Raw genomic sequence first — 23,850 nt, 5'->3', positions numbered from 1 at the left:
GCGAATGGCAATGGAAAAATCAGAAAAAATTAGTATTTTACAAGATGTGGTTAAAATTAAATCTGTAAATGGAAACGAAGAAGAAGTGGCAATCTATTTACAAAATCTTTTGAAGAAATATGAGATCCCTTCTGAACTTGTTTCTTATGCACCAAATCGTAGTAGTTTGGTTGCTTATTTAGGTGAAAACCGAGAAAAAGTCTTAGGGTTTAGTGGCCACATGGACGTGGTTTCTGAAGGGGACGAAAGTCAATGGACTTTCCCGCCATTTGCGGCCCATATTGAAGGAAATAAATTGTATGGCCGTGGCGCAACGGACATGAAAAGCGGCTTAGTCGCAATGGTTTTAGCAATGATTGAATTAAAAGAAAAGGAAGTTCCATTAAATGGAGCGGTTAAATTTTTAGGTACAGTTGGTGAAGAAGTCGGTGAGCTAGGTGCTGGCCAATTAACTGAAAAAGGCTATGCGGATGATTTAAGTGCCTTAGTCATTGGAGAACCAACCAATTATAACTTGATGTATGCGCACATGGGTTCAATTAACTATTCTGTTGTGTCACACGGAAAAGAAGCCCACAGTTCGATGCCAGAAGAAGGCATTAACGCGATTAATAATTTGAACGAATTTATTACAGAAGCAAACCAACAAATGGCGGAAGTCACAGCAAACTATGAAAATCCTGAATTAGGTCGAACGATTCACAATGTAACCGTCATTAAAGGTGGCACACAAGTGAACAGTATTCCAGGTCAAGCAGCCTTGCAAGGGAATATCCGTTCAATTCCAGAATTTAGCAACGACCAAGTCATTGCGTTATTACAAAAAATTGTCGATGAATTGAACAAAAAAGAAAAACATCAGTTAGAATTAACGATTGATTACAATAAAATTCCTGTAAAAGCTGAGAAAGATTCTACGTTAATTCAAGCCATTCAAGCCCAATTTGATCAACCATTACCATTAGTGACAAGCGCTGGGACCACAGACTTAGCTGAATTTACTAAATCAGACAATACATTTGATTGCGTTGTCTTTGGACCAGGTGTGACCACTACTGCACACCAAGTCGACGAATATGTCGAAATTGATAATTATTTAGATATGATTGATAAGTATCAAGCGATAGCAAAAAGTTATTTAAATTAAAAAAATGTCGCGCCTGAATCGTAAAGTTCAGGCGTGACATTTTTTATAAGGTTTATTCCACCACAGTCCATTCATTTAAGGTTTTGCCGTTCTCATCAACTAGCTCTAACCAGCTGTTTGTTCCAGCAAAATAGAGAAACAAGCCGACTTCATTAACGCTTTTTAAGACGATATCTTCCGTTGTGACAAAGTCTTTAAATTGGCCCTTGCGTTCATCACGAAGTTTTTCACCAAATCTGGCGGAGAAACCGACAGACCCGTCTTTATTTAAAGGGGCTTCGGGCATCATTGTCGCGCCAGCTTTAATAAGCATTTCATTGCGCTTTTGCCAAAAAACAGTTGCTTTGCTTTGTCGAGTATCAATATAAAAAGGAATTTGGCTGACTTCTTTTGTCCATTTGTGGCGTGCTTTGGCTGGTCTGGCTTTCTTCGGCGCCGGTTTTTTAAACAGAGAGTAGCCAAAACGTTCCAAGATAAAGGTGACTGTTTCTTTATAGTTAGTCACTGTCGCTACCGCACTTTTCGGAATTTTGACTGTCGCTGGGGTTGCTTCCAATGTTAAACCACTTTCTTTCGCATCATCTAGGAAAGCTTGCGCTAAATAGGCAAGTTCTGTGTCCCAAGTCGGTTTCAATAAAATCGAGTGATCAAAAGAAACTTCTTTATATGTAGCTTTTTCTTCAGCAAGTCCTAAAGCAACTAGTTGGTTATCTCTTAGCAAGAAAAGAATCGCTGCCTCTTTTTTCGGTAATTTAGTTGTTTGTTCAATGATTAAGTGGGCCTGATCGGCTAAATCAATGAGTGTCTTTGTTTTTTTTAGATCAACGGTTAAATGTAAGTCCATGAAGTCTGCTCCTTTATCGTTAGTTTCTTCATTGTAACATGAAACAGTGTCTTCGTCTTTTAACGAGCCAGCAACCTTACAATATTGTTTGAAACAAAAAGAAGCTTTCATGGTATACTTACTCACATGCATAATTTTTAATGAGGAAAGTAGAGGAACAAGAATGAAAACACTTGGCAATATTTTATGGTTCATCTTTGGCGGCTTTTTTGGTGGCTTATCTTGGCTATTCGCAGGCGTGATTTGGTGCATTACAATCATTGGTATTCCGATTGGTTTACAATGTTTCAAATTAGCGGGATTGAGCTTTTGGCCGTTTAAAAAGCGAGTCGTGTATAGTGATAGCGGCGTATCTTTGGTGGTAAACATTATTTGGCTGATTATCAGTGGACTACCATTAGCAATTGGGCATTGTATTAGTGGCTTGTTGCTTTGTCTGACAATCATCGGTATTCCGTTTGGGCAACAATCCTTTAAATTGGCGAAATTAGCGTTAATGCCGTTTGGGGCCCGTGTTGTTTCAACAAATGATTTTTATTTTGAATAGTCAGAGGTTTCTCATTGACAAATAAAACGAAACAGCGTATTCTGTAAATGTAACAAATAACGTTACATTTAGTTTGGAGTGATTAGACATGGCCATGTCAACGAAATTAAGTGTTGCGATTCATATTTTAAGTTTGATTGAAACAGGTCCTCAAGAACAAGTGACTTCTGAATACATTGCTTCGAGCGTGAATACGAATCCAGTCGTTGTTCGACGACTAATGAGCCAGTTAAAAAAAGCCGGCTTGATTCATTCCATGCGTGGAGCCAATAAAAATACCTTATTAAAGAAACCAGAAGAGATCTCACTGTATGAAATTTATACAGCGGTTGAATTGGAACGAGAGATTTTCAATATTCATCAAAATCCTAATCCAAACTGTTCCGTTGGGGCAAATATCCAATCGGTACTAGAAACTGAATTTACTAAAGTGCAACAAAAAATGGAAGAAGAATTGAAAAGCATCACCTTAGCAGATGTGATTCATGAAATAGAAGTTAAGAGAGATAAGTAATCTCTCTACTTTTAAAGTGTCAAATGTAACTATTTTAGTTCTATTTAAAAATGAAAGGATGATTTACATGAAAGTAGCAGTATTAGGAGCAACAGGAAAAGAAGGACAATTACTTTTAGCAGAAGCTAAACGTCGCGGGATGGACGTGACAGCCATCGTTCGTAATGCCTCAAAAATAACAGATGGCACACCGACCATTGAAAAAGATGTTTATCAATTAACAACAGAAGATATCCAAGCGTTTGATGTATTAATTAGTGCCTTAGGATTCCCTGATGTGCAAGATTTCTCCAAATCTACCCAGCATTTGATTGAGATTTTAACCAATCAAAAAACGCGCTTGTTTGTCGTTGGGGGCGCTGGAACCTTGTATGTGGACCCAGAACACACAACTCAATTAAAAGATACACCATCATTCCCAGCAGAAATTCAGCCATTAGCTTCGGCGATGGGCGAAGCTTTAAACTTATTGAAAGAAGCTCAAAACATTCACTGGAGCTATATTAGTCCTGCAGCCATGTTTGATGCTGATGGTCCTGCGACAGGTCATTATGAAGTCGCTGGCGAAGAATTAACAACCAATAGTCAAGGTGACAGCTACATTAGTTACGCAGACTACGCCGTTGCCATGTTAGATGAAGTGGAAAGTAATGCACACCCAAATCAACGAATCAGTGTGTATCAATAAAAGAAAAAAATCATAAATAAAGAAAGAAGTGAGAGATAAAATGTTTTATCTCTCGCTTCTTTCTTTATTTACACAAAAATTAATAACATTTAGAACAAGGTGTTAAGCCTCTTGCTTGGGCATCTGCCAACGTAGTTGCCGTATAGGTTCCATTTCCACATTTGCGTGCATGGTATTTACTGCCAGTTGGTGTCACAAGAACAGTTGCGCTTGTTTCTGGACCAGCATTTGCAGCAGCCGTCTCGACTTCCGCCGGCGCCTGTGCGGCTTGTTGCGCCTCTGCTTCAGCTTGCGCTTTTGCTGCCGCTTCGGCTTGTTCTTTTTGCGCTTTTTCAGCGGCTAGTTTCTGAGCTTCTGCTTCTTTTCGTTGTTTTTCTTTGTGGGCATCTAATTGAGTTTTAACAACGGCTACCCGTTTTGTTAAAGCTTGATTTGGGGAGTTTAAAGCGTCAATTTGTTTGATCGCTTCATTATAGTAAGCTTCATTGGTTGGTTCTTGTTCAGCTTTTTCAACAGCGGCAGTTGCACTGGCGACTAATTGTTCATTTTTTTCTTTTTCAGCGATAGCGGTTTGAACAGTCGTTAATCGTTGTTGAAATCCTTCTTTGCCAACTGGGGCAGCAGCTACTAATTTTTCAGCTGCTTGATAATCGCTTTTACTTTTAGATTTTTCAGCAGTTGTAACTGCTTCATCAACAGGTACTGCTTCTTTGATTTTTTCAAGGCGATCATTGTATTCCTCGTATTCTTGACTTAATGAAGATACTAAGGTTGCGACTTCATCATAGTTTTTCTGAGAAGGTTGTTTTTCAGCGTAAGCTAAGGCTTTTTCTGTTTTGGCCAATTCTTGTTCAGAATCTGTGATGCTCGCAATAAATTCTTTTGATGGTGTGACTTCGACTGATTTTTCAACTTTGGTATCTTTCTTCTCAGCAACAAAGGTGATTTTTTGCGTTTTTTCATCGGACAGCTTTACTTTGTAAGCAAACGTTTTGTCTTTCGTTTTTACTTCCTTGCCATTGGCCGTTAGTTTGCTGTTGCCGTCGTATTCGCCTTTGATGGTGGCTGAGCCATTGGCATCGGTTTCAACACTCTCTGCATCAAGTGAAAGTGTCGGGGAAGAATCTGTCGTGGCAACCCCACCAATAAATAGAGCGGCACTTGCTAATGCGGCATAGCCATATTGTTTTTTCGGTTGTTTCTTAATTAATGCTTTGATAGTCAGTCCCCCGCTGACAAGTAACCCTAATAGACCCAAAAGTCCTAATACTACACTCATTCATTTCTCTCCTTTCGATATAACGTTATTATACAATGTATTGTGAGAAAATGAACATTTTTTTCGTAATAATTAATAAATTTCCTGATAAAAAAATTATTTCCTGAAGCTCAAATTCTTTTGTAAAAATTTTGTTGTGCTAAAATGGAAAGTGAGTTTAACTACGTATGTTATTAGAGAAGGGGAAATCAATGAAAGCAGAAATCATTGCAGTCGGAACAGAGTTATTACTGGGACAAGTAGTGAATACCAACGCAACCTTTTTATCAGAAGAGTTAGCTGCGCTAGGCATCGATGTTTACTATCAGACCGTTGTTGGTGATAACGGCGGCCGCTTAGAAACGCTACTAACAGAAGCAGAACAAAGAAGTGATTTAATTGTCCTTTGTGGAGGGCTAGGACCTACAGAAGACGATTTAACCAAGCAAGTTGTCGCACAACATCTCCATAAATCATTAGTAGAAGATCAAGAAGGATTGAACCGCTTACACCAGTTTTTCCAACAGTCTAAGCGGCCAATGACGGAAAATAATCTACGACAAGTGTTAGCCATTGAAGGTGGACAAGTTCTTCAAAACCCGACAGGATTAGCGGTTGGTTCTTTCGTAACAGAAGGGACAACAAGCTATTTGCTCTTACCAGGGCCGCCCAATGAATTAATTCCGATGTTCCAACAAGCGGCACGACCTTTATTGATTGATGCGTTTCCACAAGAAGAACAATTGATTTCAAGAGTCTTGCGTTTTTATGGCATTGGTGAATCACAGCTGGTGACCGAGATTCAAACGTTGATTGCGCATCAAACGAATCCAACCATTGCGCCTTATGCTAAGCCTAATGAAGTGACACTTCGTTTAACAGTTAAAACAAAAGACTTAGTAGCTGGCGAAGAATTATTAACAGCGACGGAAGAAAAGGTTTTAGCTAAAGTGGGAGACTATTTTTATGGGTATGGGGATGACAATAGTTTAGCCAAGGTAACAGTGGATTTGTTATTACAAAACGGACAAACCGTCACGGCTGCTGAGAGTCTCACCTCTGGCCTATTCCAAAGTACACTGGGGGAAATTGCGGGTGCTTCGAAGATTTTTAAGGGAGGCTTCGTGACGTATTCGCAAGAAACAAAAGAGAACTTTTTAGGAATTTCTCATGAACTTTTAGAAGAACATGGCACGGTAAGTGAAGCGTGTGCCAAAGAAATGGCAGAGAAAGCGCGTCAGTTAGCTAAATCTAACTATGGTTTATCATTTACTGGGGTCGCTGGTGACCCAATCGAAGGTCAACCGACAGGCACTGTTTGGATTGGGCTGGCGGAAGAAGGCCAACCAACCGTTGCAGAATGTTTCCATTTTAACCGTGACCGAAATTATATTAGACAGAGTGCGGTTATGCGAGGGTTAGATCTTTTGCGGCGCCGAATCATTAATAAAAAATAAATATGCGAATGTTTGTTCGGTTTTTTCTTGCTTTTTTGGTACAAAAGAGATATGATAGACCTACTAACAGGAAATGAAAAATAAGTTTATATAAATTAAAGGAGGATTATCCATTGGCAGATGATCGTAAAGTGGCTTTAGATGCCGCACTGAAAAAAATTGAAAAGAACTTTGGGAAAGGCTCTATTATGAAATTAGGCGAAAAAGCTGATCAAAAAATTTCAACTATCCCTAGTGGTTCTTTAGCGTTAGATGTTGCATTGGGCGTAGGTGGGTATCCACGTGGCCGAATTATTGAAGTATATGGTCCTGAGAGTTCAGGTAAAACAACTGTTTCTTTACACGCAATTGCAGAAGTGCAACGAAATGGTGGAACAGCCGCTTTTATCGATGCTGAGCATGCATTGGATCCTCAATATGCGGAGAAACTAGGCGTTAACATTGATGAATTACTTTTATCTCAACCAGATACGGGTGAGCAAGGCTTAGAGATTGCCGATGCCTTAGTTTCAAGTGGTGCGATTGACATCGTTGTCATCGACTCGGTTGCTGCGTTAGTTCCTCGTGCAGAGATTGATGGTGAGATGGGAGCGAGCCATGTCGGCTTACAAGCTCGACTAATGTCTCAAGCACTACGTAAATTATCAGGCTCAATTAATAAGACAAAAACAATTGCTATTTTCATTAACCAAATTCGTGAAAAAGTTGGCGTGATGTTCGGAAATCCTGAAACAACTCCTGGTGGACGTGCATTGAAATTCTACGCAACGGTTCGTCTAGAAGTCCGTCGTGCAGAGCAGTTAAAACAAGGAACAGACATCGTCGGTAACCGCACAAAAATTAAAGTCGTTAAAAACAAAGTGGCGCCACCATTTAAAGTGGCAGAAGTTGATATCATGTATGGTCAAGGGATTTCCCAAGAAGGCGAATTACTAGATATGGCTGTGGAAAAAGACCTTATCAGTAAAAGTGGTGCTTGGTATGGCTACAAAGAAGAACGAATTGGCCAAGGCCGTGAAAATGCCAAACAATACATGGCGGATCATCCTGAAATGATGGCAGAAGTGTCTAAATTGGTCCGTGATGCATATGGCATCGGTGACGGTTCAACCATTACAGAAGAAGCAGAAGGTCAAGAAGAATTACCCTTAGATGAATAAATAACGAGTGAATACGACTCGTTAAGAAGAAAGACAACACTTACTGAACAGGACAGGTGTTGTCTTTTTTTGTTTCCTAAGGATAGGAAAAATATTTATTTGTAAGCGAATACAAGTTTTTTCTATAATTAAGACACAAAAAAGAAAGTGGTGGAGAAAATGAAAAATATTTTACTAATTTGTGGTTCGGGTGCATCAAGTGGATTCATGGCTGCAGCGATTAGAAAAGCTGCTAAAAAAAGACAGATTGAAGTGACAGTTAAAGCGACAAGTGAATCTCAACTGGATGAACGTATAAATGAAATTGATTGTTTGTTAATTGGACCACATTTAGCTTATATGTTAAATGATATTCAAGAGCAAATGGCTGAGAAAAAAGTGAAGGCTATGATTATTCCACAAGCTATTTATGGAACCTTAGATGGAGAAAAAGCCTTAGACCTAATAATGACAATGGAGGAATGAGTGAATGAAAAAAATTATGGATTTTATGACGAACTCTTTCGCGCCGAAAGTGAATAAAGTAGTTAAAAATCCTTGGATTTCTGCTATACAGGATGCAATTATGGCGGCTCTTCCATTGGTTTTTGTAGGTTCGTTAGTTACAGTGGTCTCTTTGTTAAAAAATCTCTTTCCAAGCATGCCAGATTTTTCAATGATTAGTAATTTTTCTTTTGGAATGTTTGGGTTAATCGTTTCGTTTATGATTCCTTATTATTTGATGGAGAAGAAAGGTCATAGCGGACAAAAATTAATAGCAGGTGCTACTAGCATTGTTTTGTTTATGATGTTGCTCTTTCCAACGTTATCTGAGAAAGGTGAAATTACCTTTATTCTTTCAAGGTTTGGTGCAACAGGGATGTTTTTAGCGATGATTACAGGCCTTTTTGTTAGTCTTGTGATGCATTTGGCTGCCAAAAAATCTTTTTTTGATGAAGATACACCAATTCCCGATTTTGTGGTTGGTTGGTTTAATAGTCTGCTGCCAATTACCTTTATCTTGTTTGTCGGTTGGTTGATCACTATTCAATTTAGGATTGATTTTTTTGATATCGTTATTCTAATTTTCAGTCCATTAGCAAATATTGTGCAATCATATCCGGGGTTTGTTTTATCTGTGTTTATTCCAGTCTTTCTTTATACATTTGGAATCTCTGGTTGGGTGATGATGCCTGTAATCTATCCTGTTTATATGGCTGGTTTAGCTGCAAATGCAGAAGCTGTAGCGAATGGTGGTCATGCAGTGAATATTGCGACACAAGAAACGTGTTACGCTTTTTCATCGATGGGCGGGATTGGTGCAACATTGTCCTTGTCTGTCATGATGGTTTTACTTAGCAAATCTGCACAACTAAAAGCAATTGGCAAAGCCGTGTTGATTCCTTCAATTTTTAATATCAACGAGCCACTAGTTTTCGGTGCGCCAATTGCCTTTAATCCATACTTGATGATTCCTATGTGGATTAATGCACTCGTTGTTCCATCAATTGCCTACGCTACGATGTATTGGGGATTCGTCAATATTCCTACGCAAAGCTTTTTATTATGGTATATGCCATATCCATTTACCTCTTATTTAGCGACACAAGATATTCGAGCGGTTGTTGTTTGCGTGCTTATTTTTGTCATTACATGGCTGGTATTCTTGCCATTTTTCAAAGCATATGATCAATCACTGCTTAAGCAAGAAAAAGAAGTGCAAAAAGAAGTAATTATTTAAGGTTAAAGGAGAGGTTATTATGGAAGAAAATGAGCAGTTAAATCAGTTATCAATGAATATTTTAATTCATGCAGGAAATGCGAGAGACCATCTAGTTCAAGCGTTAGAAAAATTAGAAGAGACTTCGTATGAGCAGGCACAAAAGGAGTTAATAGAGGCACGGAAAGAAGTCGTTTTAGCACATGGCATACAGACAGATACGTTACAATTAGAAGCTTCAGGAGAACAAATTCGTTACTCGACGCTGTTTTGTCATGCACAAGATACCTTAATGACGGCTCAAAGTGAAATTTTAATTGGTGAGCATTTAGTGAAGCTTTTTAAAAAGTTTAGTCAACAATTATGTCAGGAGGAAAAATAATGTTTAAAGATTATCAGATGCCAAAGGATTTTTTATGGGGTGGCGCAATTGCCGCAAATCAAGCAGAAGGAGCGTTTCAAGTAGATGGTAAAGGCATCAGTTTAGCGGATGTACACAAATACTATCCAGATAAAACAAATGCAGAAATCAGCCAAGAACAAATAAAAGGCATGTCTGTAGCAGACATTCAAGCGAATCTAGCAGATACTGATGGCTACTATCCTAAACGTCATGGGATTGATTTTTATCATACTTATCCAGAAGATTTAGCATTGCTTAAAGAATTAGGTTTCAAAACATTCCGAACTTCTATTGATTGGACGCGGATATTTCCAACAGGGGAAGAAGAAACACCAAACGAAGCGGGCTTGGCTTATTATGATCGATTAATCGACAAAATCATTGAATTAGGGATGGAACCAATCATCACTATTCTACATTATGAAACTCCGATTGAAATTTCATTGAAATATGGTGGTTGGAACAATCGAAAAGTTATTGATTTATTTGTAAAATATGGCAAAGTCCTTTTGGAACGTTACAAAGAAAAAGTAAAATATTGGATTGTCATTAATCAAATTAATCTGATTCAATTTGAACCGTTTAACTCAACAGCAATTCCTTATGATACAGTGGATAATTATGAAGAAGCAAGTTTTCAAGCGATTCACCATCAGTTTATCGCAAGTGCACAATTAGTTGCGTACGCTAAAAAAATTAATCCTCAAATGCAAATGGGAACAATGGTTGCCGACTGTACTGCCTACCCTTTTTCGTGTAAGCCAGATGACGTCATTTTAGCCATGAAGCGAAATCGAATGGAATACTTTTATACAGATGTTCAATTTCGTGGTGAGTACCCGCAATATGCGTTGAACTATTTTGAAGAACACGGAATTGAGATAGATATTACACTTGAAGATCAACAAATGCTAAAAGAAAATACAATGGATTATTTAGCAATTTCTTATTATTATTCACAGATGGTTGATTCAGAAAAAAATTCAATGAATCCAGCATCTGTCACGCCAAATCCAACACTGAAAGTCAATCCTTGGGGCTGGGCAGTAGACCCTCAGGGATTATACAACTCACTTTCTCAATATTGGGATCGTTATGGGAAACCGATAATTATAGCGGAAAATGGGTTTGGTATGTATGATAAAGTGACAGATGGTCAAATCCATGATGATTATCGAATTTCTTATTTATCTGAACACATCCAACAAATGAAAAAAGCCATGTATGATGGCGTAGATGTGATTGCTTATTGTGCTTGGGGACCGATTGATATCATTAGTTGTTCTTCAGCGCAAATGGAAAAACGATATGGGTTTGTTTATGTTGATTTAGATAATGAAGGGAAGGGAACAGGAAAACGTATGAAAAAAGATAGCTTTACTTGGTATCAAAAAGTGATTGCAACCAATGGTGAAGAAATCTAGATTAATTGAAGAAGTTGATTATTGTTTTAATAAAAAGCAATCGTCTTCTTCTTTTCTTTTAAAGGGATGTGGGAAGGTTGGAAAGTAAGCAAAGAGAGATAATACTTTTTTTAGAAAGTCAGCAACATCATTGGGTGACAGCCAAAGAGTTAGCAGAATTTTGTGGTTGTACAACAAGAACGATTCGCAACCGTGTCGCAAAAATCAATGAAGCCTACCCAGAAGCTATTTTGTCTAGTCAACGGGGCTATCGTAGAAATGATCAAATTTCGATTTTACAGGAAACGCCCAGTAAGGAACGAAAAGCTAGAATTTTTCTTGAACTATTAAAACATTCCTCTGAAGGAGTGAACCTGTACGATTTAGCTGATTGTTTATACATTTCTGAATCAACCGCCAAAAATGACCTTCAACAATTAAAAGAAGAGTTAGCAAATCAACAAACAACGATTTGTTTTAAAGGAGCGAATATTTGGTTAACAGGAACAGAACGCGCTAAACGGCAATACATGGTTTCATTATTATATGCAGAAAGTGATTTTCAAGAAAAATTGACCCGTAGTGTACGGGAAATGATTGGCTATATTTCGTTAGAAGAGTTAGAGGAAATGATTCAACAAACTTTTTTTAATTATGAAAGAAGGTTAAACCAGTATGTCTTGAACAATATTGTTTTACATTATGCGATTAGCATTGAGCGTATCCGACAAGGCCACACCTTGTTAACGAAACCAAAATTAGCAGAAAATCACTCAGAAGAATATCAAATGGCCAAAGAAATTGCCCTACGTTTAGAAGAAACTTACGACATTCTATTCTCGAAAGAAGAGTTAGCGCAACTTTCGTTATTATTTGTAGGAATTCAAAAAGAACACACAGTGAATAGTGAAAAAACACAATTACAACAGATTGTGAATCCGAAAATTATTGAAGTGTTAGAAGAAGTTTTACAAAAGGTTGAGCAAATCTATTTTATTCAATTGAAAAACAAAGAGTTTTTCAATAAATTAGCAATTCATTTACAGGGACTATATGATCGTTCAAATGTTGAAGCTTTTACAAGGAATAGTCGTTTATGGGACTTAAAGACAGGCTATCCTTTGATTTATGACATTTCTGTTTACATTTCCTTCTTTATTCAAGAACGTTTAAATATTTGGTTTACAGAAGATGAGATTTCTTTTATCGCTTTACATCTTGGCTCATTTTTGGAAAGTCAGCGAACAGAACAGCAACCATTTCTCCTTTTACTAGTGGTGGAAGATTATCATAATATGCGTGAAGTGCTTCAGAAAAAACTTCAAGAACATTTTGGGAACCAAATAAATATAAAAGTCGTTCGTCAGACCAATATTGATCAGAAAAAATTTGATTTGCTAGTCACTACTAATCGTAGGTTAGCCACAAAATATGAAGGAGCAATCTTTATTCATCCCTTTATTACAACAAAAGAACTGCGGAAAATTGAAAATCGAATGTATCTTTTAAAAGGACAAAAGCGAAAGCGGCAGATGGAGATAAGAACAGATCAGTTCATTGCTAAGGAGTTATATTTTAGCCAGATTGATCCAGCAGATTTAACCCCTGAAATGTTACTTGATCAAATGATTCAACGAATGAGAATACAAAAATATTGTTCGAGTGATTTTAAAAAAAGTGTGAAAAAACGAGAACAGCTTTCTCCAACAAGTTTTCCATCAGGTATCGCTGTCCCCCATGCTATTGATCGGACAGCAGAGAAAAGTGGTATTTCAATCATGACCTTACAAGAGCCGATTCGGTGGGCCAATTATGAGGTGAAGTTGGTGGCTTTAGTAGCAATTCGTCAAGAAGACGCACCAATCTTTGATGACTTTTTTGAAAAATTTATTGAAATCATGTCCGAACCCATCCACATCAAGCAGCTTAGTCAAACGGCAGACTATGCGGCGTTTGTTCTAAAATTTAAACAATTCGTGACGGCGGAAACCTAAAAATGTGACGTTGTCTAATATTTGCTGCCCTTTCCAAAAGAAAGGGCTTTTTTAAGTTGACACCTTTCGCGACAAACATTAGAATAAAATTGTGTGTATGCACAAATATGCAAGTAGGCATATTGATAATTGATTTTAGTTTATCAAAAAACTACAAGATATGAATTAACAAAAAGATAGTATGGAGGTGGAAATATGGTTTTAAATATTCTCCTCGCTATCGTCGGTTTGATTGTCGGTCTTGGTTTAGGATTTGTTATTGCAAAGTCACGTCATGATAAAGCAATAAATGGTGCAAAAATTTCAGCGTCGAGTATTCTCGAGAACGCTCGGAAAGAATCAGAAACACTGAAAAAAGAAGCATTGCTAGAAGCTAAGGAAGAGAACCAGAAGTATCGTTCAGAAATTGAAAGTGAGTTGAAAGAAAGCAGATTAGAACTTAAATCTCAAGAAAATCGTTTAATCCAACGGGAACAAACGTTGGATCGTAAAGATGACTCTCTTGAAAAACGTGAAGGCTCACTGGAAGAAAAAGAAGAGAAACTTGGTGCTAGACAGCAATTAATTGATGAGCGAGAAAAAGAAGTAGAAAACTTAATTAATCAGCAACATCAAGAATTAGAACGAATTGCTTCCCTTTCAAAAGAAGAAGCAAAATCGATTATTATGAAGTCAACAGAAGAAGAGTTGAATCATGAACTAACCTTGATGGTCAAGGAGTCAGAACAACGTGCCAAAGAAGAATCTGATCGCAAAGCGAAGAACTTGCTTTCCCTAGCAATTCAACGTTGCGCCGCCGATTCTGTTTCTGAAACAACTGTTTCCGTGGTCACTTTACCAAATGATGAGATGAAAGGTCGCATTATTGGTCGTGAAGGACGTAATATTCGTACATTGGAAACATTAACAGGGATTGACTTAATCATTGATGATACGCCAGAAGCGGTTGTGTTATCCGGATTTGATCCAATCAGACGAGAAATCGCTCGAATGACCTTGGAAAAATTAATCCAAGATGGTCGGATTCATCCCGCTCGTATCGAAGAAATGGTAGAAAAATCACGTAAAGAAATGGATGAACGGATTCGTGAATACGGAGAACAAGCAGCCTTTGAAGTAGGTGCTCATACGTTACATCCTGATTTAATTAAAATTTTAGGCCGTTTACGTTTCAGAACAAGTTATGGTCAAAATGTCTTGAACCACTCAATCGAAGTAGCAAAACTGGCTGGCGTTTTAGCCGCCGAATTAGGCGAAGATGTTCAATTAGCCAAACGTGCAGGGTTACTACATGATATTGGGAAAGCATTAGATCATGAAATTGAAGGCTCTCACGTTGAGATTGGCGCAGAATTAGCTGCGAAATATAAAGAAAATTCAGTAGTTATTAATGCCATTGCCTCGCATCATGGTGATGTGGAAGCAACCTCAGTTATTTCTGTTTTAGTGGCAGCCGCAGATGCGTTATCTGCAGCCCGTCCAGGTGCACGTAGTGAATCGTTAGAAAACTACATTCGCCGCTTAGAAAACTTAGAAAATATTTCTAATAGTTTTGAAGGCGTTGATTCAAGTTTTGCTGTTCAAGCAGGACGTGAAGTTCGTGTCATGGTGAAACCAGAAGAAATTTCTGATTTAGAATCTGTTCGTTTAGTTCGAGACATTCGGAAGAAAATTGAAGATGACTTGGATTATCCAGGACATATCAAAGTAACGGTTATCCGTGAAACACGTGCCGTTGACTATGCGAAATAAAATAAAAAGCGAATAAGTATCGCGTGTAGTGTCTCAACGAACAATTGCAAGGATTGTTCGTTGAGACACTTTTTTTAATCTTTTAAAACCAAAACTTTCTTTTCAAAGCGAAAACAACTATAATAAACAAGAGATGTTAAAAAGAGAAGAGGAACCTTTTTGCGTATATTATTTATAGGAGATGTTGTCGGTTCTTTAGGAAGAGAAGCCTTAGCAACGTATGTCCCTAAATTAAAGAAGAAATATCGTCCACAAGTGACCATTGCCAATGGTGAAAATGCGGCATCTGGTCGGGGAATTACTGGCAAGATTTATAAGAAATTTTTGCAAGATGGTGTCGATGTTGTTACGATGGGTAACCATACGTGGGACAACAAGGATATCTTTGAATTCATTGATGATGCGAAGAAAATGGTTCGTCCAGCGAACTTTCCAGAAGATGTGCCTGGTCAAGGAATGGTTTTTGTGAAAGTCAATCAATTGGAACTAGCGGTGATTAATTTACAGGCCCGCACATTTATGGTGCCATTGGAAGATCCTTTCAAGAAAGCCGCCGAGCTAGTGGCTATCGCTCGCAAACGAACACCGCTCATTTTTGTGGATTTTCATGGCGAAACGACGAGTGAAAAACAAGCCATGAGCTGGTTTTTAGATGGCCAAGTTTCAGCCGTTGTTGGAACACATACGCATGTTCAAACAAATGATGCTCGGATTTTACCGAAAGGGACAGCCTTCTTAAGTGATGTCGGTATGACCGGACCTTATGATGGGATTCTAGGAATGAAGCGTGAACCGATTATTGAGAAGTTTATGACAGCATTGCCGAAGCGCTTTGAGGTAGTCGAAACAGGGCGGACAATTTTATCTGCCTGTATTTTAGAGATTGATGACCAAACGGGCCAAGCGAAGATGATTGAGCCGATTCAGATTAGCGAAGATCGCCCGTTTCAAGAATAATAGAAGAAAAGTTAATCTCGGATCATTAAGAGGTTAACTTTTTCTGCTCTTATAGAAAAAGTGCCGGTGAAAGATGAAGGTGAAAAAAATGGAGCCGTTGAATTTAGATGCACAAAGTAATAAAGAATTAGAAAAATTGTTACATTTAATTGGACAAGATGAAGTCATTCAGCGCTACCAAGCGATTGAAGAAAAGGTAAAGAAAAACAAAAAGCTGACAGAATTAGTGGAAGAAATTAAAGCTGCGCAAAAAGATGCGGTTCAATTTGCTCACTATGGCAAACCAACTGCTGAAAAAGAAGCCATTCAACGAGCTGATGCGAAAACAAAAGAATTTGATGAGCACCCACTCGTTGTAGCCTACCGCGAACAACTGATCGAAGCCAATGACTTAGTCCAACATGTCACGGCGCTCATTCAATACCGCGTGAACGAAGAGCTAGAGAAGGAAGGGAATTAAATGCCACAAAAGACAAAAAATACACCCATGATGGAACAATATTTGTCCATTAAGGCCCAATACAAGGATGCGTTTTTATTTTATCGCTTAGGTGATTTTTATGAATTATTTTATGAAGATGCTATCAATGCAGCGCAAATCTTAGAATTGACGTTAACCAGTCGTAACCGCAATGCGGATGATCCGATTCCTATGTGTGGAGTTCCTTATCATGCCGCGCAAGGCTACATTGATACGTTGATTGAGCAAGGCTATAAAGTAGCGATTTGTGAGCAAGTGGAAGATCCAAAGACTACCAAGGGCATGGTCAAACGAGAAGTGGTCCAGTTGGTAACGCCAGGAACGGTGATGAATAGTAAAGGCTTGGAAGCCAAAGACAATAATTACTTAACCGCTGTGCTAGCAGATGGTAATCAGTTCGGTTTTGCCTATGTAGATTTGAGTACAGGCGAATTAAAAACAGCAGTCTTGGCTGATGAAGAGGGCGTTTTAAACGAAGCTTCTGCGTTGCAAACAAAAGAAATGGTCCTAGGTTCAGGGATTCCTGAATCGTTAAAAGAGAACTTAAGTTTACGTTTAAATATCATCTTTTCGACACAAGAAACGGTGGAAGAAAATGCCGAGTTTAGTTTTTTAACCAATGAACTGATTAATCCATTAGAAATTGAAATTACAGGCAAATTATTATCTTATTTATCCGTTACCCAAAAGCGGAGCTTGTCCCATATTCAGAAAGCTGTGGAATATCAGCCAGATCATTTCTTGAAAATGGATCATTATTCTAAATTCAATTTAGAATTGAGTCAGTCGATTCGAACAGGACAGAAAAAAGGGACTCTATTGTGGCTATTAGATGAAACGAAAACAGCTATGGGCGGCCGTTTGTTGAAACAATGGTTGGATCGTCCGCTAATTCAGGAACGTCAAATTAAGGCGCGTCAAGAAATGGTGCAATCCTTATTAAATGCCTATTTTGAACGCTTAGATTTGCAAGCAGCATTGACGAACGTTTATGATTTAGAGCGGTTAGCAGGACGCGTGGCATTCGGCAGTGTGAATGGGCGTGATTTAATTCAATTACGGACCTCTTTAGAACAAGTACCAACGATTCGACAGTTAATTGTCGGGATCAATCAAGGGGAATGGGATGATTTGTTAGTCGACTTAAACCCTGTTGAAGATTTAGTGGCATTGATTGCGACGGCGATTAATGAAGAAGCCCCTTTACAAATTACTGAAGGAAACGTTATTAAGGACGGCTATAACGACCAATTAGATGAATACCGTGATGCCATGCGCAATGGTAAGCAATGGTTAGCGGAGTTAGAAGCGAAAGAACGCCAAGAAACAGGGATTAAAAACTTGAAGATTGGCTACAATCGGGTCTTTGGTTATTTCATTGAAATCACTAAGTCAAATTTAGCGAATTTAGAAGAAGGAAAATACGAGCGTAAGCAAACATTAGCTAATGCGGAGCGCTTTATTACGCCAGAACTAAAAGAATTAGAGCGTTTAATCTTAGAAGCTGAAGAAAAATCAGTTGAACTAGAATATCAATTGTTCTTGGCCGTGAGAGAACAAGTGAAAACGAACATTGATCGGTTGCAAACACTGGCTAAAACCATTAGTGCGGTTGATGTTTTACAATCTTTTGCAACAATTAGTGAACGGTATCAATACGTTCGACCAACGTTAAGAAGTAACACGAAAAATTTGGCGATTGTCGAAGGACGACACCCAGTCGTGGAAAAAGTTTTAGGGCACCAAGAATACATTCCAAACAGTATCCGCATGAACCCAGAAACAGATATTCTCTTGATTACTGGACCAAACATGTCAGGGAAAAGTACCTACATGCGTCAATTGGCTTTGACGGTGGTCATGGCGCAAATTGGCTGTTTTGTACCAGCGGAAAGTGCTGAAATGCCAATTTTCGATCAAATTTTTACACGGATTGGGGCCTCTGATGATCTAATTGCAGGGCAAAGTACCTTTATGGTAGAAATGATGGAAGCCAACCAAGCACTGCGGCACGCCACGCCTAACAGCCTAATTTTATTTGATGAATTAGGACGCGGCACGGCAACCTATGATGGAATGGCGCTAGCGCAAGCCATCATTGAATATATCCATCGTGAAGTACAAGCTAAAACGCTATTCTCTACACATTATCATGAACTAACTGTTCTAGATGAAACCTTAAAAGGCTTGAAGAATATTCACGTGGGCGCTGTCGAAAAAGATGGCGAAGTGGTCTTTCTTCATAAAATGATGGAAGGACCTGCTGATAAGAGCTATGGGATACATGTTGCTAAAATCGCTGGTTTACCAAGCCCGCTTTTAGAACGAGCAGCCACCATTTTATCCGCTTTAGAAGCGGAAGAAACAACGATTCCAAGTTCAGTTCATCATGAAGAAGTTTCAGAAGTCCATGAAGAAACCGAGCAACTTTCATTATTTAAAGAAGTTTCAACAGAAGAATTAAGTGTCATTGACACATTGAAGAAAATGAATCTATTAGAAATGACACCACTAGATGCGTTAAACATGCTTCATCAATTGCAAAAACGTATCTAATTAGGAACCGAACCGGTTAGGAGGTCGTGAAATGGGGAAAATTCAAGAACTATCCGAACAACTAGCCAACCAGATTGCTGCTGGTGAAGTTGTTGAACGTCCCGCTTCTGTCGTCAAAGAATTGGTGGAAAATGCACTGGATGCAGGAAGCACCCAAATTGATATTTTTATTGAAGAAGCTGGCTTGAAAACCATTCAAATTATTGATAATGGTGAAGGAATTGCCAAAGAAGATGTACTGAATGCCTTCAAACGCCATGCCACAAGCAAAATTCATACAAGAGATGATTTGTTCCGAATTCGCAGCTTGGGGTTCCGAGGCGAAGCCTTACCAAGTATTGCCTCAGTTTCTGAAATGATTGTCGAAACTGCCACAGCTGAGGAAGAAGAAGGCAGCTATGTGATTCTAAAAGGGGGCAAGGTCGAAGAAAACCGACCAGCAGCCCTCCGTAAAGGCACAAAAATGACCGTTTCTAATTTATTTTATAATACGCCCGCTCGTTTGAAATACGTCAAAACGATCCAAACGGAATTGGCCAATATCGGTGACATTGTCAATCGTCTGGCGTTAAGTCACCCTAAAGTCGCTTTTCGCTTAGTTCATGACGGCCACAAAATGATGAGTACAACAGGCAATGGTGATTTAAAACAAACGATTGCCGGGATTTATGGCATTAGCACCGCAAAGAAAATGTTGAAAATTGAAGGAAAAGACCTTGATTTTACTTTGACAGGGTATGTCTCATTGCCGGAAGTCACACGGGCCAGCCGCAACTATTTATCAACGATTATCAATGGTCGCTATATTAAAAATTTCGCGTTAAATAAAGCAATTGTAGCCGGCTATGGTTCGAAACTAATGGTGGGGCGTTTTCCAATTGCTGTGTTAGAAATTGAAATGGATCCGCTGTTAGTCGATGTCAATGTCCATCCTACTAAGCAAGAAGTTCGTTTAAGTAAAGAAAAAGATTTAATGGCATTAATTGAACAGGCGATTCAAGAAGTGTTGAGCCAAGAACAGTTGATTCCCAATGCGGCAGACAATTTGCGTTTTAAAAAGAAACTACCGCCAGAACCTAAAGCCGAACAAATGGAAATTCCTTTATCGACTGAACAACCTGCGGTAAAACAACGACCGGGCAGCTTAAGCTATAATCCCGCAACAGGCCGCTTCTATGCGGAACATGCGACAGACGAAACACCAGCCTCAAGCGCCCCTGAAGCTGTCAACCAGACAGAAAGAGCAGTGGACCCAATGGACGATCCATTTGCGCCGCCAGCACCAGAATCAACGAGTGTAGCGGAAGAAACGTCAGCTTACGAAACCTCTTCGGCAGCTGCTGATTCCGCAAATCATTGGGAAACAGCTAGTAATGAGCAACAGGTAATAGCCGAAGAAACGAAAATAACTGAAGTGCCTGATTCAGAACCTTCTCTGCCTTCATCAGAGGCTGCTGACGAGGTTTTCCAAGAAGAAATGAAACTTCACCCAGAATTCGATGCCAATAGCGCTGCGAGTCAAAGAGAACTGAAACAAGCCCTGAATAAGTTGGAAGAAGAACGACCAACAGAACGTTTTCCTGAGCTAGAATACTTCGGTCAAATGCACGGAACTTATTTATTCGCACAAAGCAAAGATGGCCTGTTTATTATCGACCAACACGCTGCCCAAGAACGAATTAAATACGAGTACTTCCGTGAAAAAATTGGCGAAGTCAGTGATGATTTACAAGAACTATTGGTACCAATCGTTATTGATTATCCAAATAGCGATGCCTTGAAAATTAAAGAGCAGAAAGAAACCCTTGCGGAAGTCGGCATCCATTTGGAAGACTTTGGACAAAATAGTTTCATTGTGCGGGCGCACCCAACTTGGTATCCTGCAGGCGAAGAGGAAAGCATTGTTCGCGAGATGATTGACATGTTGCTAACAACTGGCTCGGTCAGCGTGAAAAAATTCCGTGAAGCAACTGCCATTATGATGAGCTGTAAGCGATCCATCAAAGCCAATCATTACCTCAATGAGCAACAAGCACGCGTGCTATTAAAAGATTTAGCCTTGTGCGAAAATCCGTTTAATTGTCCGCATGGACGTCCGGTGCTGATTCATTTTACGAATTCAGATATGGAACGAATGTTTAAACGCATTCAAGACCCCCATTAAAAAGAAACGAGGCGTCATCAATTTATGCAAATTATTTTAGCATCCCAATCTCCTCGCCGTCAGGAGTTATTAAAGCGTGTGGTTCCAACTTTTACGATTGCACCAGCCGATATCGATGAAACTGTTGGCAAAGACGGCTTACCAGCAGAATATGTGGCGCAAATGGCTGCCCAAAAAGCAGCGGCTATAGCAGAGCAATCCCCCGAAGCACTAGTCATTGGCTGCGATACAATTGTGGCATTGGCGGGAGAAATCCTCGGCAAACCGACTTCTCGGGAAGACGGCTATCGCATGTTGCGCCTCCTAAGTGGCAAAACACATGACGTGTATACAAGTGTGACGTTGAAACAAGGGGAAAAAGAGCGTTCCGCGACAGTTCATTCAACCGTGACGTTTTATCCACTGACAGACACGGAAATCCATGCGTACTTAGATACCGCAGAATATGCCGACAAAGCAGGCGCTTATGGTATCCAAGGACAAGGAGCATTACTAATTGAAGCAATCGCCGGCGATTATTACGCCATTATGGGCTTACCAATTGCCAAAGTAGCCCGACTGCTAAAAGAATTCAACTAATAAAAGATAGTCCTTTTCATTCGTCAAAAAGAGAAAGGACTGTCTTTTACTATGCAAACTATTAGGTGCCTGTTTGGCAAACGTGGTATCATTGAACCCAATAAATTGAACAGAAGAAAAGGAGTGGACAGAATGACAAAACCAACAGAAGAAGAATTAAAACAAACCTTGACGGATCTTCAATATGCCGTCACACAAGAAAACGCAACAGAACGCCCTTTTTCAGGAGAATATGATGACTTTTACCAAGACGGAATCTATGTAGACATTGTTAGTGGCGAACCGTTGTTTAGCTCCCTGGACAAATACGATGCTGGTTGCGGCTGGCCATCCTTTACCAAACCAATTGAAAAACGTGGCGTCAAAGAAAAAGCTGATTTTAGTCACGGCATGCACCGAGTAGAAGTTCGCAGTCAAGAAGCGGATTCACATTTAGGGCATGTTTTCACTGATGGCCCACTCCAAGAAGGCGGCTTGCGTTATTGCATTAATGCGGCAGCTTTGAGATTTGTGCCAGTGGCAGATTTAGAAAAAGAAGGCTATGGCGAGTACCTTTCTTTATTCAAATAATCCTCATTTTTTAGACAAATACGATAAAATAGTTAGAAGAAAGCGACTTTTGATGAATATCTTGTATGAAATACAGAAAATCTCTTGATTTATTTGGCTAGGACTACTATTATTTTAGAAGGAAAGTATTGTTCAGTTTTAACGAATTGGCTGAAATAGAAAGTGGAGGTTCTAATGTCGAAACATTATTTTGATCCAAGATTGAAAATCTTTTCTTTGAACTCTAATCGTCCCTTAGCAGAAAAAATTGCGGATGCTGTGGGTGTGGAGCTAGGAAAGTGCTCTGTAACACAATTTAGTGATGGCGAAATTCAAGTGAATATTGAAGAAAGTATTCGTGGTGCACATGTTTACGTCATTCAATCAACAAGTAGCCCTGTTAACGATAACTTAATGGAACTATTAATCATGATTGATGCGTTAAAACGTGCAAGTGCTAAAACAATTAACGTGGTTATGCCTTATTATGGGTATGCACGTCAAGACCGTAAAGCACGTGCCCGGGAACCAATCACTGCTAAACTTGTTGCAAACATGATTGAAAAAGCTGGTGCAACAAGAATGTTGACATTGGACTTACATGCGGTCCAAATTCAAGGATTCTTTGATATTCCAGTGGATCATTTGATGGGTGCACCATTAATTGCCGATTACTTCATCGAACACGGCATTCAAGGCGATGACGTCGTTGTCGTTTCCCCTGACCATGGTGGTGTAACGCGTGCGCGTAAATTGGCAGAATTCTTAAAAGCACCAATTGCGATCATTGACAAACGTCGTCCAAAAGCGAACGTAGCAGAAGTAATGAATATCATTGGTCATGTGGAAGGCAAAACATGTGTCTTAATTGATGACATGATTGACACAGCGGGGACAATTTCTCTTGCTGCAAACGCATTGAAAGAAGCCGGAGCAAAAGACGTTTACGCTTCTTGTACACATCCCGTTTTATCAGGACCAGCCTTACAACGTATTGAAGATTCAGCAATTGAACGCTTAGTTGTAACAGACTCTATTTACCTATCTGATGATCGTAAAATTGCAAAAATTGACGAAGTCAGCGTTGGTGAATTAATCGGAGATGCGATTAAACGTATCCACGAAAACAAACCAGTTAGTCCGTTATTTGAAACAAAAAATAAATAATTACAAAAACCCGCCCACATCATTTTTCTGATGTGGGCGGGTTTTTCTCTAAATCATTTTATCTAAAAATATATTGTAACCTGAATATTTATTAGGCATTCATGATATACGATAAGTGTAGAGTAGTTAAGGCGGAGGCAAGCGCAAAGGAACATGCGCTTTGCGACGAGCATCGCAACAAAGTGAGAAGCGTAGGAGCAGAGACTTTCCTCTTTCGGTGAGGTGATGCGTATGAGCGTACTTCCAAAATTTACAGAAAGGAGAGGCCTTTTGTCAGCATATGAAACAATTCAGACGATCCTAGGTTTTGGTATGTTTACCATTGCTTTGATTGCACTGATTGTTAAATTGCTTAAAAATGACAATAAAAAATAACCGTCAACTTTGACCGAGTACGGTTATTTTTAAATAATTCAAAAAGTCACCGTCTTAAACGGCTCTGCATCAGAGAGGTATGTTGACGCATATCTCTCTTTTCGTTTTCATTATAGCACATTTTCCCGAAAAGTACGAATAAATTTAGCGTTAATC

Annotated in this window: 22 protein-coding genes; 20 read left to right on the top strand and 2 right to left on the bottom strand. The window is 39.1% G+C overall.

Annotated features, from left to right (window positions below):
- Positions 1-10: 10 nt before the first annotated feature.
- Positions 11-1,147 carry an ArgE/DapE family deacylase gene (locus IGK70_RS12760; RefSeq protein ID WP_104855654.1) on the top strand — a complete coding sequence of 379 codons (1,137 nt, stop codon included), beginning with the start codon at positions 11-13 and terminating at the stop codon, positions 1,145-1,147.
- Positions 1,148-1,199: 52 nt separating this feature from the next.
- On the opposite strand, the gene IGK70_RS12755 is transcribed toward IGK70_RS12760, so the two are convergent.
- Positions 1,200-1,991, bottom strand: a complete 792-nt coding sequence (locus tag IGK70_RS12755; RefSeq protein WP_002354848.1) for a hypothetical protein — start codon at positions 1,989-1,991, stop codon at positions 1,200-1,202.
- Between the two features lie 163 nt (positions 1,992-2,154).
- Here IGK70_RS12755 and IGK70_RS12750 point away from each other — a divergent pair, with 163 nt between their 5' ends.
- The 3 genes from IGK70_RS12750 to IGK70_RS12740 all read left to right on the top strand — a co-directional run bounded on the left by IGK70_RS12750 (position 2,155) and on the right by IGK70_RS12740 (position 3,740).
- Positions 2,155-2,538 (top strand): YccF domain-containing protein, encoded by a 384-nt coding sequence (locus IGK70_RS12750; RefSeq protein ID WP_002358999.1) that lies wholly within the window; start codon positions 2,155-2,157, stop codon positions 2,536-2,538.
- A gap of 88 nt (positions 2,539-2,626) precedes the next feature.
- A complete protein-coding gene (locus IGK70_RS12745) occupies positions 2,627-3,052 on the top strand; it encodes an Rrf2 family transcriptional regulator (RefSeq protein ID WP_002383201.1) in 426 nt (141 codons plus the stop codon).
- Between the two features lie 58 nt (positions 3,053-3,110).
- On the top strand, positions 3,111-3,740 hold the full coding sequence (locus IGK70_RS12740; RefSeq protein ID WP_438775303.1) for an NAD(P)-dependent oxidoreductase: 630 nt from the start codon (positions 3,111-3,113) through the stop codon (positions 3,738-3,740).
- Between the two features lie 79 nt (positions 3,741-3,819).
- Here the strand turns inward: IGK70_RS12740 and IGK70_RS12735 are convergent, their stop codons facing one another.
- Positions 3,820-5,019, bottom strand: a complete 1,200-nt coding sequence (locus tag IGK70_RS12735) for a hypothetical protein (protein ID WP_438775301.1) — start codon at positions 5,017-5,019, stop codon at positions 3,820-3,822.
- A 191-nt stretch (positions 5,020-5,210) separates the two neighbouring features.
- Between IGK70_RS12735 and IGK70_RS12730 the strand changes: the two genes are divergently transcribed.
- From IGK70_RS12730 to pepG1, 16 genes are all read left to right on the top strand, one after another.
- Positions 5,211-6,455 (top strand): competence/damage-inducible protein A, encoded by a 1,245-nt coding sequence (locus IGK70_RS12730; protein WP_104855652.1) that lies wholly within the window; start codon positions 5,211-5,213, stop codon positions 6,453-6,455.
- Positions 6,456-6,568: 113 nt separating this feature from the next.
- Entirely contained in the window at positions 6,569-7,615 is a 1,047-nt protein-coding gene (gene recA, locus IGK70_RS12725) for a recombinase RecA (protein ID WP_002354860.1), read from the top strand.
- A gap of 159 nt (positions 7,616-7,774) precedes the next feature.
- Positions 7,775-8,080, top strand: coding sequence for a hypothetical protein (locus tag IGK70_RS12720; protein WP_010715477.1), 306 nt, complete (start codon positions 7,775-7,777; stop codon positions 8,078-8,080).
- 4 nt (positions 8,081-8,084) lie between these two features.
- A complete protein-coding gene (locus tag IGK70_RS12715; protein WP_002383206.1) occupies positions 8,085-9,335 on the top strand; it encodes a PTS sugar transporter subunit IIC in 1,251 nt (416 codons plus the stop codon).
- A gap of 19 nt (positions 9,336-9,354) precedes the next feature.
- Positions 9,355-9,696 (top strand): PTS lactose/cellobiose transporter subunit IIA, encoded by a 342-nt coding sequence (locus IGK70_RS12710; RefSeq protein ID WP_002359005.1) that lies wholly within the window; start codon positions 9,355-9,357, stop codon positions 9,694-9,696.
- Positions 9,678-11,141 (top strand): glycoside hydrolase family 1 protein, encoded by a 1,464-nt coding sequence (locus tag IGK70_RS12705; RefSeq protein ID WP_219259713.1) that lies wholly within the window; start codon positions 9,678-9,680, stop codon positions 11,139-11,141. Before IGK70_RS12710 ends, IGK70_RS12705 begins: the two co-directional genes overlap by 19 nt.
- 68 nt (positions 11,142-11,209) lie before the next feature.
- The gene (locus IGK70_RS12700; RefSeq protein WP_438775298.1) at positions 11,210-13,114 is read left to right on the top strand and encodes a BglG family transcription antiterminator; all 1,905 of its coding nucleotides are present in this window, start codon (positions 11,210-11,212) and stop codon (positions 13,112-13,114) included.
- A 195-nt stretch (positions 13,115-13,309) separates the two neighbouring features.
- The gene (gene rny, locus IGK70_RS12695; protein ID WP_002354863.1) at positions 13,310-14,866 is read left to right on the top strand and encodes a ribonuclease Y; all 1,557 of its coding nucleotides are present in this window, start codon (positions 13,310-13,312) and stop codon (positions 14,864-14,866) included.
- A gap of 159 nt (positions 14,867-15,025) precedes the next feature.
- A complete protein-coding gene (locus tag IGK70_RS12690; RefSeq protein ID WP_002354864.1) occupies positions 15,026-15,823 on the top strand; it encodes a TIGR00282 family metallophosphoesterase in 798 nt (265 codons plus the stop codon).
- Between the two features lie 73 nt (positions 15,824-15,896).
- Entirely contained in the window at positions 15,897-16,283 is a 387-nt protein-coding gene (locus tag IGK70_RS12685; RefSeq protein WP_002359008.1) for a RicAFT regulatory complex protein RicA family protein, read from the top strand.
- Positions 16,284-18,860, top strand: a complete 2,577-nt coding sequence (mutS, locus tag IGK70_RS12680; protein WP_438775296.1) for a DNA mismatch repair protein MutS — start codon at positions 16,284-16,286, stop codon at positions 18,858-18,860.
- 31 nt (positions 18,861-18,891) lie between these two features.
- A complete protein-coding gene (gene mutL / locus IGK70_RS12675; protein ID WP_104855651.1) occupies positions 18,892-21,024 on the top strand; it encodes a DNA mismatch repair endonuclease MutL in 2,133 nt (710 codons plus the stop codon).
- A 24-nt stretch (positions 21,025-21,048) separates the two neighbouring features.
- Positions 21,049-21,603, top strand: a complete 555-nt coding sequence (locus tag IGK70_RS12670; protein ID WP_002354869.1) for a Maf family protein — start codon at positions 21,049-21,051, stop codon at positions 21,601-21,603.
- A gap of 132 nt (positions 21,604-21,735) precedes the next feature.
- Entirely contained in the window at positions 21,736-22,173 is a 438-nt protein-coding gene (gene msrB / locus IGK70_RS12665) for a peptide-methionine (R)-S-oxide reductase MsrB (protein ID WP_002354871.1), read from the top strand.
- 174 nt (positions 22,174-22,347) lie between these two features.
- Positions 22,348-23,319, top strand: a complete 972-nt coding sequence (locus tag IGK70_RS12660) for a ribose-phosphate diphosphokinase (protein WP_002381060.1) — start codon at positions 22,348-22,350, stop codon at positions 23,317-23,319.
- 231 nt (positions 23,320-23,550) lie between these two features.
- On the top strand, positions 23,551-23,694 hold the full coding sequence (pepG1, locus tag IGK70_RS12655) for a type I toxin-antitoxin system toxin PepG1 (protein WP_002392696.1): 144 nt from the start codon (positions 23,551-23,553) through the stop codon (positions 23,692-23,694).
- The last annotated feature ends 156 nt before the right edge of the window (positions 23,695-23,850 follow it).

The organism is Enterococcus sp. DIV0358, from assembly GCF_051713465.1.
Lineage (GTDB): Bacteria > Bacillota > Bacilli > Lactobacillales > Enterococcaceae > Enterococcus > Enterococcus faecalis.
This window is presented reverse-complemented; position numbering and strand designations above follow the sequence as displayed.